This window comes from Paenisporosarcina sp. P4_B8 (assembly GCF_056402175.1).
On the sequence record NZ_JBFUHX010000002.1, the window covers coordinates 321,227 to 333,933 of the forward strand.

9 protein-coding genes and 1 pseudogene are annotated in these 12,707 nt (G+C 37.7%); 7 read left to right on the forward strand and 3 right to left on the reverse strand.

Annotated features, from left to right (window positions below):
• Nucleotides 1–35: 35 nt before the first annotated feature.
• Both AC1DSK_RS03595 and AC1DSK_RS03600 read left to right on the forward strand, forming a co-directional pair.
• A complete protein-coding gene (locus AC1DSK_RS03595) occupies nt 36–4,376 on the forward strand; it encodes a S8 family serine peptidase (protein WP_477546658.1) in 4,341 nt (1,446 codons plus the stop codon).
• 235 nt (nt 4,377–4,611) lie between these two features.
• Nucleotides 4,612–4,824, forward strand: a pseudogene (locus AC1DSK_RS03600) (phosphoribulokinase); the annotation flags it as partial.
• Between the two features lie 103 nt (nt 4,825–4,927).
• Here AC1DSK_RS03600 and hpaB read toward each other — a convergent pair.
• Both hpaB and AC1DSK_RS03610 read right to left on the reverse strand, forming a co-directional pair.
• Nucleotides 4,928–6,370 (reverse strand): 4-hydroxyphenylacetate 3-monooxygenase, oxygenase component, encoded by a 1,443-nt coding sequence (gene hpaB, locus AC1DSK_RS03605; RefSeq protein WP_477546484.1) that lies wholly within the window; start codon nt 6,368–6,370, stop codon nt 4,928–4,930.
• Between the two features lie 221 nt (nt 6,371–6,591).
• Nucleotides 6,592–6,663 carry a hypothetical protein gene (locus AC1DSK_RS03610; protein ID WP_477546657.1) on the reverse strand — a complete coding sequence of 24 codons (72 nt, stop codon included), beginning with the start codon at nt 6,661–6,663 and terminating at the stop codon, nt 6,592–6,594.
• A 620-nt stretch (nt 6,664–7,283) separates the two neighbouring features.
• On the opposite strand from AC1DSK_RS03610, the gene AC1DSK_RS03615 reads away from it, so the two are divergent.
• The 4 genes from AC1DSK_RS03615 to AC1DSK_RS03630 all read left to right on the forward strand — a co-directional run bounded on the left by AC1DSK_RS03615 (nt 7,284) and on the right by AC1DSK_RS03630 (nt 11,010).
• Complete coding sequence (locus AC1DSK_RS03615) at nt 7,284–7,487, forward strand: hypothetical protein (RefSeq protein WP_477546483.1); 204 nt, start codon at nt 7,284–7,286, stop codon at nt 7,485–7,487.
• Between the two features lie 657 nt (nt 7,488–8,144).
• Nucleotides 8,145–9,068, forward strand: coding sequence for an alpha/beta hydrolase fold domain-containing protein (locus tag AC1DSK_RS03620; RefSeq protein ID WP_477546482.1), 924 nt, complete (start codon nt 8,145–8,147; stop codon nt 9,066–9,068).
• A gap of 750 nt (nt 9,069–9,818) precedes the next feature.
• Nucleotides 9,819–10,412: a hypothetical protein gene (locus tag AC1DSK_RS03625; protein ID WP_477598053.1), complete on the forward strand. Its 594-nt coding sequence runs from the start codon at nt 9,819–9,821 to the stop codon at nt 10,410–10,412.
• An 85-nt stretch (nt 10,413–10,497) separates the two neighbouring features.
• Nucleotides 10,498–11,010, forward strand: a complete 513-nt coding sequence (locus AC1DSK_RS03630; RefSeq protein ID WP_477546480.1) for an iron transporter — start codon at nt 10,498–10,500, stop codon at nt 11,008–11,010.
• Between the two features lie 314 nt (nt 11,011–11,324).
• On the opposite strand, the gene AC1DSK_RS03635 is transcribed toward AC1DSK_RS03630, so the two are convergent.
• Complete coding sequence (locus tag AC1DSK_RS03635) at nt 11,325–11,768, reverse strand: MarR family winged helix-turn-helix transcriptional regulator (protein WP_477546479.1); 444 nt, start codon at nt 11,766–11,768, stop codon at nt 11,325–11,327.
• A 119-nt stretch (nt 11,769–11,887) separates the two neighbouring features.
• Between AC1DSK_RS03635 and AC1DSK_RS03640 the strand changes: the two genes are divergently transcribed.
• On the forward strand, nt 11,888–12,475 hold the full coding sequence (locus AC1DSK_RS03640; RefSeq protein ID WP_477546478.1) for an NAD(P)H-dependent oxidoreductase: 588 nt from the start codon (nt 11,888–11,890) through the stop codon (nt 12,473–12,475).
• Nucleotides 12,476–12,707: the final 232 nt, after the last annotated feature.

Sequence of the window (12,707 nt, forward strand, 5' to 3'; positions counted from 1 at the left end):
TTAATGCAAGCAAATTTTAGGGGGGAATCAAATTGATAAAAAGGAACAGACATAACCGCGTCGCATTTAGTTTTATTTTATGTGCATTATTGTTGCTCTCTACCTTTCTACCTCAACTCACCTTTGCTAATTCCAACTCCAAAGAAAGTATTTCTCTTCTTGAAAGTTCGGATGTAGCATCTGAAAACGTGAAAGCAAAGGTAGATAAAAAACTGAATGATCAGTTTAGTGAGAATAATACGGTTACCTTTTTAGTAAAATTAAAAGATCAAGTGGATACAAAAGAAGTTGCCACCGAAACAGCTAAAAAGGCTAAAGCTCAAAAACAAACGGCTGCCAAAACCGAATTGATGAAACGCTCTGCTGTCGTTTCTTCCCTTCGCGCTAAAGCTAGCGAAACTCAATACTCGATTAAAACCTATCTGGATCAAGAAAAAAAGAAGGGAAATGTCAAAGAGTTTCAATCCTTCTATATCGTCAATGGTATGTCGGTAACAGGAACCAAAGGAGTGATGGAGAAGCTTGCTGCCTTCCCTGAAGTCGAAAAAATCCAGCCCAACGAAACGGTACAGCTGATCTCAAATGAAAGCAGTAAAACATCCAGCCAACCAACAGCTGATACCCAAGCAGACACCACTTCAATCGAATGGAATATTGCAAAAATCGACGCACCACAAGCCTGGAATATGGGCTTTGATGGTACGGGAACTGTAGTCGCTAGTATCGATACAGGAGTCCAGTGGAATCACCCTGCTTTAAAAGAAAAGTATCGGGGTTACAACCCAGCCAATCCAAATCAACCTGATAACACTTACAACTGGTATGACGCTATTACTGGAAAATCTGCACCTTTTGATGATCTTGGTCACGGAACTCACACCGTGGGTACGATGGTGGGTTCTGAGCCTAATGGCACGAACCAAATCGGTGTCGCTCCAGGTGCAAAATGGATCGCGGTGAAAGCCTTTACCTCGGCTGGTGGAACCGGCGAAGATCTACTGAAAGCTGGAGAATGGATTCTAGCTCCAAAAGATGCAGAAGGCAACCCACATCCAGAAAAAGCACCTGACGTGGTGAACAACTCCTGGGGCGGTGGAAAGGGAATAGATGAATGGTACCGCCTAATGGTGCAAAACTGGCGTGCAGCTGATATTTTCCCTAATTTCTCTGCTGGAAATACCGGTCCGCTTGATGGAAGTATCTCCGTCCCAGCCAACTATCCGGAATCATTCGCTGTTGGCGCAACGGATAGTGGGAATCGGATTGCTGGTTTCTCCTCACGCGGTCCTTCGCCATATGGAGAAGGGAAGCCAGACATTTCCGCTCCAGGTGTGGCCATCCGATCTTCCGTACCAGGTAGTAAATATCAAGGCATGCAAGGAACTTCGATGGCTGCACCAGCCGTTGCTGGAGTCGTTGCTTTGATGAAGCAGGCGAATGCCTCTCTTACCGTTGATGAAATGGAAACAATTTTAATGAATTCGGCACTACCATTAACTGACTCCATTTATCCAACTTCACCAAACAATGGTTATGGTTATGGTCTAGTAAACGCCTATAACGCTGTCTCCACCATTGTCAACGGAATAGGCCGAGTTCAGGGGCAAGTGGTTCGTGAAGGTCAAGATACAGAGACTCCAACTTATCAGCATACCGCTCCAACTGAAATATTTTCGAATATGACATTACCTCTTACTGTTCAAGTACAAGACAATGTCAATGTAAGAAGTGTTGAGCTACAATATCGTGCAAGCGAATCTGCCGAATGGCAAACTGTAGCGGCAACTCGTACAGCAGGTGACTATAAGAGCGGAACGTACCAAGCCGTGATTCCGGCTGATGACGTACAGGTCCCAACCCTTACCTATCATTGGCGCATCACGGACTATGGGCAACATGTGGTTACTTCTGACAATTACGCAGTACCAGTCAAATCTGGAATCAGCACCGGGTACAATCAAGATTTTGAATCTCAACCAAGTGGTTGGATCTCCTACGGTACCAACAACAGCTGGGAGTGGGGAGTACCTACCGGTGGACCAGGAATGGCCGCTTCTGGTGAAAAAGTATACGGAACCAAATTAAATGGCAACTATGCCAACTATGCCAATATGAACTTGATGATGCCTCCAATCGACTTGCCTGAAGGTAACGCCTATCTACAGTTTAAAGACTGGTATCGACTTGACAACGACACAGCGGACGGCTTCGCCGACTATGGTCATGTGCTTGTGTCGACAGACAAACAAAATTGGCAACAGCTGTCCCGCTTCACTGGTAAATCTGACACATGGACGGAGCGCCAAATCGATCTATCCGCATATGCTGGTCAACAAATCTATATCGCCTTTAACGTCACTACAGACGCTGCTTATGGGAGCGCAGGTTGGTATATCGATGATGTCGCCTTAAGCAATACACCACATACCACAGCCAATGTAGAACTAGAAGAAGTACAACAACAAAAACTGTTAGCTAAACAACTGGAAAATGAGCCACAAACCAATAAAAAAGCAGTCAACCCGGATACCATCCAACCAACAAAAATACAAAACGTGATGGCACCCACCGCAACGATCACGCCGACAGCAGTCCAACCTATGTCCCTGCCGCTTGGAGCTACAGTAAGCGTGCTCGAATCAGGACGTTCTGTTACTACCAACCCAATTGATGGTAGCTATGTTATTAATAGTCATCCTTCTGGTGAGTTCACCTTACGTGCTGAAACATATGGATATGAATCTGCAGATCAACGAGTGACGATTCCTAAAAATGGTACAGTAGAATCCAACTTTACCTTAAACCCGATCCAGAAAGGAACGGTTAGCGGAACTGTCACAAATAAGCAAACAGGTCAGCCGCTAGCTAACGCAACACTCTCTCTGATCGAAGACGCGCTCATTCAACCTGTACAAACAGATGAAAACGGACACTTTTCCATCACTGGCTATGAAGGAACCTATTCCTTGCATGTATCCGCGCCTTTCTATCATAGCCAAGATATCACGATCACCATCCCAGCAAACGGAAATATCGAACAAAATGTTCCGTTACAACCATTTGTCGGCTATCCTGATGAGATCGGCTATGATGATGGGACAGCAGAAAATCATAATGCTTCGTTTACTGCTGGAGATGGTTGGGCTGTAAAAATGTTTTTACCTGAAGGTAAAAAAAGCGCCTTAGTCACCGCTGGTCTCTTCCGCTTCTGGGATGAAAGCTGGCCGGATCCAGGTAGAACAGACTTTAAGGTTGCCATCTATGATAATGGACCGAATAATACTCCTGGTAAAAAAATTGCGGGTCCATTTGATGCGACTGCTCTGCGTAATGGAGAATGGACGGTTGTCGATCTGGAAAGCGAAGGAGTAGTGGTAACCGACACCTTCTATATGGTCTATATCCAAGTAGGCTCCTACCCGAATACACCAGGACTCGGTGTTGATAAAAGCAGTCCAAGCACTCTTCACAGCTGGCAACTGGTTGACGGAGTTTTCTCCCCAGACCGTTACGAAAACGTAATGATTCGGGCACGGGTAAAATATGAAGCGTCGGCTCCAGTGATCACAACGCCTAAAGATGCAGACCACACCAATCAATCTACTTTCACAGTAGAAGGGAAAGCTTCACCAACTACTCAAGTTCATCTTTTCAATAAAGGCGAAGAAGTAGCTACCACAACAGCTAAAAAGGATGGTACCTTCTCTGTAGATGTTACCCTTCAAGATGGTGAAAACGTGCTGACAGCTTCCTCTTCAACTGATCGAGGCAGTACGGATCTGTCCGAGCCAGTGAAGATCACCCTTGACCAAGCAAAACCAGAACTAATCACCAAACCTGCTGAAGGCTTCAAGACAAATCAGAAAGCGGTTACGATCGAAGGAAAAGCGACCGATCCATATCTAACAGAAGTCACTATAAATGGTCAAAAAGTGAATGTCACAGAAGATGGCTCCTTCTCCCTAGATGTACTGCTCAATAATGGAGAAAATAAATTTACTGTCACTGCAAAGGACCGTGCTGGAAACGAAACTAGCAAGGAAGTCACTGTTAACGCCAAGTTTAATGCACCTGAAATCACAAATCTGAAACCAGCTCAAGATGTGGTGATAAAAAGGGGTACGACGTTGACCGTCGAACTAGATAGTGAGCCAGGAATTAGTGGTTTCTTCTCGTTAAGCGTACCTTCAGCCTTTTCATCCGCAACCGCCGCTTCTGTTGAAATACCATTAACAGAACAAGGAAAAGGTCACTATGTTGGTACCTGGAAGGCACCAAAAGACAGGATCAACGGTGCTGTGATCGAAGTGGTGATGAGAGATGCTTATGGAAATGAATCTCGTCGAACAGCCGCTGGTAAAGTGTATGTCAAGTAAAACTTAACTAAATCAAGATTGAATGAAACAGAAGAGTAGATTCGTCAAAGAATCCGATATCTGGCTTTTAATTCACGAGCATTTAAGTCCCTTACCCAAATAATTTTTGAAAGAGAGACGTTCTATACTACTAGACGTCTCTTTTATTCACTTCACATAAAAGTCTTGTTCAACTAACGGGTGCTTTACCTCAAGAAGGGGTAAAGCCTTTTTTCTTATTGAACTAAAGGGGCAGGTTGAAGGCATGAGCGTGGCCTTTACAGATCCCAATTTGTTCAATCTAAAAGTTTACTTATATACGGATGGAGAAACCGAGTTGATGAGAAGGAGTAAAAGAGAGGTTTTTGAAAGAGGAACAGATATAAATTATTTAAGAAAATCTCATGAGGAACGTAGAATTCAATACGATTTATTTATGCATCCTTATCATCGGAAAAAATATGGTTAAAAGTTCATGGAATCCCAGAAAAAAATAACAGAACGCTCAATCTATAAAAAGATTGGGCGTTCTATTTTGATCCTAAAAGGAATATTTAAACTTCTTCTTCTTATTATAGATTTAAGAAATTACTAATTACCTCTACATATTCATTTTTTGGATATTTCTTATATAAATCGCTTGATAATCGAATTGGGTCACCAAAAAAGTATCGCTCATATTGGGTTTGTCTAGTTCCAAATGAACTCATTGTTAGATCCCAAGCTAAACGAAATATTTTTACACGTTCCTCTGCGGTCTTATTTGCTCCTTGAAGATAAATATCTAAGTCCTTTCTTATAATAGAATGAAATGCTCTTTCAGTAGGTAATGTAATCATTCCACTAGCTCCGATTAACTGGATAATTTCAGTGAAACGAGGATAAATTTTAGGAAAAATGTTACCAGCAACTTGAAGCGGGAAAATATCTGGACGCATATATCCCCACTCATCTAATTTTGCGTTATTCTCCGATTTTTCTAACAACGCTTTCATCGTTTCTAGACCAATGATGATTTCTGACATCTTTTCTTGAATATGTTGATATCCGTTAATATTAATCGTTTCGATAAGAAGCTCAGCAATACCTAAGACGAACTCTGTTTTTACAATTTGTCTAATCAAAACTTGGTGCTTAGTAAAGGGACTGAAAGAGCTGTGAATTGGGAATTCTTCGGCTACTTCCGCATTGTTGTAATAAAATACCCTATTCCAAGGTACTAATACATTGTCAAAGACAACAATAGAATCCATTTCTTCGAACCGCGAGCTTAATGGATGATTAAAAGAAGATTGTCCTCCGATGAATGAATCCCTACAAATAAACTTTATTCCTTTCGTATTAGAAGGGATCGAAAAAGCAAAAGCTTCATCTTCATTAAATAGAAATTTACCAACGCTAAATACTAATAACTCATCTGTTAAACCACCTTGCGTAGCAAGAAGACGGGCTCCTTTAATGATGATTCCTTCTTCATTTGTATCAATAACTTTTGCGGCGATTGGTGGCTCATCGGTATCTTCAAAGTAGATTTCAGAACGATTCACTTGTGGTGAAACAAAGGTATGTGTAAACGACAGGTCATTTTCCCTAGCCAGTTCATAAAATGCTTGCAGATTATTCGGAAAACATTTGTCCTTATTTTTTAAAAAGGATACCGAAGAGGCAAAGCTCATTAAAACTGTGTTCAAATAATCTGGGGTTCTTCCCATGATACCACCTGAATACCTAGCCCAATGTTCAATCATCTTTCTTCTTCTTATTAAGTCCTCTTTCGTTTTTGGTTGCAAAAAGGAAAGACCAATACGTTCACCCGATACTGGGGAAATAAAAGTCATCTCATCTTTTATTTCTGGGTCATGTTGCAAATCATAAAGAGCCGCTTTTGACTGAATAAGTCCTTTGAATGCAGGATGTTCCGAGAGCAACCCCTCAATATTTTCACCGTCGTACCAAATATCATTGTTAAGCTGGTTTAATCGGTTAATATAATCTTCTCCATTAATAGCCCCCATGTTTCACTCTCCAATGTAATTCGATATTTAAATAATCGATTAAAGCTGTTATAAGAAGATAAATCGTTCAATTTTTTATTACTATTACTAAAATTAACCTATGTAACTAGAGCATGCTAATATTCCTTCTTCAACTAAAGGGTGCTTTAGTCAATTTGGGCAATGTCAATTAAGTCGTTGCCCTTTTTACATTTAAAAGTACTTCTGATAATACTCTTTCCTTAGTCTTCCGCGTTCTTCCCGAGTCCAAGAAGACATTGAATGACTTGCATGGGTGCTCCAATATTCAACAAATGAGTAGTAAAGCTGTATCTAAGTTGATGGGGATGGATTTTTCCTTATTCAACTAACGGGGCAGGTTAGTTCAAAAGAAATTATTCTAAATATATCCAACTAAGGGATTTTTAATGTTAAGCTTATGCTATGTTTTGAGTATGAATTTGCTGAACTTTTAAACTGAAGTAATTTAAATCAACTAATAAAAACATTACTTGTAGCTTAATAAGATGAGTTTTTACTTTTTATATCTCGATGTTGGAATTAAAAGTCTAAGTAAGAAATGAATTAGTACACAGAATGGAGTGGTAATTTGAAAACGTCAACTGGTTTATTAATTCTAATTGTTTTAATGCATCTCATCACGCTTACCAATATCACCCTTTTTAATGGGAATTGGAATGGAATAGCTTTATGGCTAAGTACGGGTTTATTCATAGCAGCGATAGCCTTCTATTTATTGGATAAAACAAAAAAACAAAAAGTTTAACCCATTTAATCCGGATTCTTTTCGTTCAAGGTAATATACGAAGTAACGGGGGCTTGTGTTGAAAAACAGCTATCCTTTGAGGGTAGCTGTTTCTGGTTTTATTTTAATTTTAATTTATATAACTTATTGAGGGTGAGGGGGTAGCTGATGAAAATTAACACTTATCTTATTCAATTGGCTTGTATGATTCTCTTAATTTTTGGTGGAACTTTTATTCTTCGTTACTTTAGAACTGAAGAACTTTTGTTAGATCAAATTGTAGGAGTTGTTGTTGGATTTATTCTCCTTGTTTTTTCACTTTTTTGGAGAATAAAAAAAAATAAAGCGTCGAGAACTGGTGCTATAGAATAGAGTTACGAACGATAAGAGAGAGCTGCCTAGACAGCTCTTTTTTCTTATTCAATTAAAGGGGCAGTTTAGTTGAACAAGGAAATGGAGTTTTATTGTAGTTAATAGGAGGGACAAGATGAATAAAATAGTACGTGGTTTTTATGTGGTTATGGTTTAGCACTTATTTCACTTTTATATTTTGGTTTGAATGGTTTAATTGTAGCTGTATTAAACGATACATTCCCTAATGCAAAATTTATCATTATTTTGTCTTTAATGCTTATAGTTGCTTGGTCGATTGGGTTAGGAACTCGTCGATACTTAAATAGTTGTACTAAAGAAACACGAAGTAAAATTAGAAATCCAATTTTAGGTATTACCGTATTCAGTTGGATAATTGTCTTACTCTTATTCAAATAACGGGTGCTTTACTTCAAGAAGTAGTATTTTGAAATGGTATTGAATAAGTTAATATATGTAAATTAAAATGAGGATTGGCGTTTTAAAGGGTGTTGTGAATAACAACTTGAAAAGAAGATTAGAATCCTACGTTCTATTCAAAACATGCTTTCAAATTTGTTAAAAACTTCTGATGAAGAGAAAAATAACTATAACCGTTATTTCATAAACTGAACAGAATGATCAATAAAAAAGAGGTTTATGAAAGGGGATATAAAAATGAGTTTACAAATTTACAGCAAAAAACGTTCCATACAAAGTTATCTCTTTGAAAAATATCTAACTTTGCGAAATACAAAAAAGGGGTTTTCCACTATTGAAAACACCTCGAAGTTCGTAAAACAAAGGGGAACTGAAAATATTAAGCCATATGTTATAGGGAATGCTAAATTTTCCAGTGATATTAAGGAGCAAGTGATAGAGGACATAAAGGTTTTCACATTAAATGACCAAAAATCTTTGGAACAAAAAGTAATTCTTTATATACATGGAGGGGCCTGGACTAATCAACCTTTAATTTTTCATTGGAGGTTCATGGATAAAATGGCTCAATCATTAAATGCAAAAATTATTGCTCCTATTTATCCTAAAGTACCTAATTTTAATTATCAGCACACCTACCCAAAACTCTTAAACCTATATAAAGAAATCCTTGGAACCGTCGAAAGTCCTAAACAATTGACCATTATGGGGGATTCGGCAGGCGGAAATATATCACTTGGTTTGGCACATCTTTTAATGACGAATAATATACCTCAACCAAAAGATATCATTTTGCTATCTGCATGTGTTGATATGGGACTTGATAACCCTCTTATACCTGAATATGAAAAAAAGGACCCAATGTTGGCTATTGGAGGAATGGAAGTGATTACAAAGATTTGGGCAGCTGATAAGAAAATAGATGACCCATTAATTAGTCCAATCTACGGTAACTTTAAAGGACTTGGGAAAATCACTCACTTTATTGGAACACACGAAGGTTTATATCCAGATGCTATAAAACTTGATGAAAAACTAACAGAGCAAGGAATTGAGAACAATACATTTGTTTATCCAAAAATGAACCATGCGTTTGTTGTAATGCCAATCCCTGAAGCTAAAGATGCTCAACAAAAAATTATTGAGATAATTAATAACTAAGAGAGGTCTTTCAACTGCAAATTAAGAGTGCTTGAGTTAAAGACCTAGTGCGTCATTTAGGCAGTATTTTTGTCATTAAATGGTCAGGATATAAGATTGTGAAGGATTGCACTTAAACTAACGGATGCTTTCGTATTATAAGGTCAACCAGTTTTTACTGGTTGACCTTATTTTTATTGGATTTAAGATATCAGTAGCCAGGGTAGGAGCTTTTGAACCTCATAAAAACAGAGCAATCCAACTCTTAAATCTTAGAAATCTTTCGAGACAACAGAAGATTGTCACGAATATGTAAATGGAGGCTAAGCTACAGTTTCACACGATTTTAGATCAAGTGTTTCCAGAATAATGCAAGGTTTTCGGTAACCTATTTTCAAAACAGGGACTATGTTTCCTCTGTTTGTTGCAAGAGATTTTTTACACATTAATTGACAATGAAAATCATTATCAATTATGTTATGATATCTTTTGTGCTTTTTATATTGAAAAATAGGAGGAAAACATGGTATCGAAGCTGTGTTACGTGTGTAACTCGAGTAAACATGTTTCATGGTTGGCGGGTGATATTTCTGAAAAATTTAGCTATTCCAAATCACACATTTAACTTTTTAGTACCTTGGGGAAACTATTGGTAGGTATAGGTTTATTAATCGGTTGTTTTACAAAAAATAGTTTCGGATTGTCGATGAACTTTTCTTATGATTATCAGTACTGATTCTACTTCGTTCTAAAAATATTCAGGAGGACTTTATGATGCAAAATGAAGTAGTTGCTAAAGATATATTCCATACTACAGATCAAAACAAACTTGGAAAACACGTGTTTCAATCTTTAGTCGTTTTAATGCGTATTCTATTTGGGTTAGGTTGGCTTTTAGCGGGAGTTACGAAGATTTTGGGAAAAGGAGGTTCCACAGGGCATTCGTGGTTTGCTCAACCCGGGGTATTTCTTAGTGATTATCTGGTAAAAGCATTAGATAAACCTAATGTACCAGATTTTTACAAATTTCTTATTGACGAGGTAGCTTTAAAGCACGTGATGGGTTTAAATTATTCCATTCCCATCGCTCAAATGATGCTTGGTTTGTTCCTCATCGCAGGATTTATGATACTTCCATCGATTCTGACTTGTCTCTTTATGCATATAAATTTTCTTCTCTCAGGTAATATCAATGTAATGAGCCTTACCCTTTATACAAGCGCATTTTGCTTGTTACTAAGAGAAAGACAGATTTATAGTTTAAGCTTGGATCAATACTTCAAAATAGATCATTTATTTTCCTTAACTATTAACAGACTTAGACATACGAAATTCCGAGTTCCGCTGAAAAAACTCTGGAATTAAAATGAGCAGTTCGAACAAAGTTTAGAAATGATAAATAAAATCGATATGGGGAGGGATAGCTTGTGAAAAGATACTTATCTTATTTTTGGCATCATTAGTAATTCTAGTATTATCGGCTTGCACTAATCAGAAAGAACATGGTTCTGAACATGAAGGTCAAGCTGGAGAAGATGTAATGATTGGTCAGGTAATTAAAAATGGAATGGAGATTAATGCTGTTTATCTGCCCCATTCAGTTGAAGTAGCTCCTGTTGAGCGTGGAGGAAAAGAAGGAAACATTCACTTAGAAGCCGACATTCATGCAGCAAAAGACAATTCTTTTGGATTTCATGAAGGTGAATGGATTCCATATCTAACAATTGGCTATAAGATACATAATCTTGATACAGATGAAGATGTAGATCAAGGGCAATTGTATCAAATGGTAGCAGGTGACCCACATTATGCGTCTAATGTTTTATTACCTGAACCTGGAAATTACGAATTAACTTTTCAAATCAGCGAACCTGATTTATCTCGTCACGCTGAAGATGTTGAAAAGTTCTATGAACCAATGACTTTAAAGTGGGAATTTAAGTATGATGGGGCTCAAAAATAAATAAATACGATCAAAAATCGTTGCCCTTTGCGGAACCGACGCTGCTCTAGAAGTGGATTCGATAATTGGAATGACTTCTTATTTTTAAAAAACTTCGGGGCGATTTAATAAAAAAAGACGATTTAGCCTCTAAAAAGGTTAAATCGTCTTTTGCTTTTTATAATTTTTAATAGCAATGGACTGAGTAGGATTAAGTTATTTGATAAAAATAAATTCCTAATAGGGAGAAGGTTAAATCTTATGATTTAGCCTTTTTCTGTTCTAGGGGTAGCACAAGCCAATCAACGTATAAGTTTAGGAACAGCATTTCACCTTCACAAGGATTTAATTGAATAAAATACTTTTGTGTGAAGCACATCCAGCGACCGATTAATTTCTTCCAAATCATCATTGGACGCTTCCTTTATCCGTTGCAGGAAACGGGCTTCTATATGGTTAAAGGCTTCGTTCATCATGACTTCGCCTTCTTTGGAAAGACGGATATATTGCTTTCGTCGATCTTCGGCAACGGCAAATTTTTCGCATAGATTTTTTTCGCTTAGTTTTTTCAGTTCACGGCTCGTGTTAGGCATGGACATATTCTGACAATCACTAATTTGACTAAGGGTAACGGGCTGACTAACCGCTATATATTCAAGAATACTATGTTGAACGGGGGTAATGGTATCGGATTTAACATCTTTTGTAATTTCATGCGTCACTTGATGTACAGAAGTAGTAAAGGCCACAAATTTATGAAATAAAGCTTTTTTTTCCAAAAGGATCACCTCTTAATGATAATATAACAAAATAGTTGTTAAAATACAATTATCATTTGATAACTAAAAAAGAATGTGCTACGATTTGTTTGTCAAATGATAAGTAAAGAGGTGGCACAATGAAAACGCTTGTTATATATACGCATCCAAATCATCAGAGCCTAAGTTATGCATTTTTTCAAAAGGTTATTCAAGGAAGCAGTGAAAACCCCAATAAAGCGGAGATAAAGGTGCTGGATTTATATGATGAGGAGTTTAATCCGATCCTAGTTTTCAATGAGAAAAAACGCAGAAGGGATATGCACTCCGATCCCCAACTTGAAAAGTATAGAGAACAAATTATTTGGGCCGATAAAATAGTTTTCATATATCCGATCTGGTGGGGACGGCCTCCAGCTATGCTTTTGGGGTATATTGACCAAATGTTTGCTTCAGAATTTGCCTACAAAGACAAGGGCGGACTTCTGCCAGAAGGACTTTTGAAGGGGAAGTCTGTTGTTTGTATTTCAACGATGAAGGGGCCAACGCTTTATCCTTTGTTCTGGTTGAATAATGCGCACAAAGTATTAATGAAGAAAGCCTTGTTTAATTATGTTGGGATAAAAAAAGTGAAGTTTTTTGAATTTGGGAATATGGAAAATCTGAAGGGAAAGCATGACGAGAAATTAAACAAAATATATCGTTATTTCAAAATAATAGACCGCTAAAGAATGTGAATTAGCATTTTTTTCTGCAGTAAATGTAGCTTTGAAATAAAGTTTGATCATTTAAAACAAAGTTCGATAATTTCTAAAATAGTTTGATCATTTCTAAAAAAGTTTGATTAATATCATCTCACCTCTATCTTTTACTAATCGAATCCCCCTCACGCTGAGAACGAAAGTTCTTATTGTGAGGGGGATTCTTTCTTTATGAAAGTAGGATAATAGCTGATTAGAT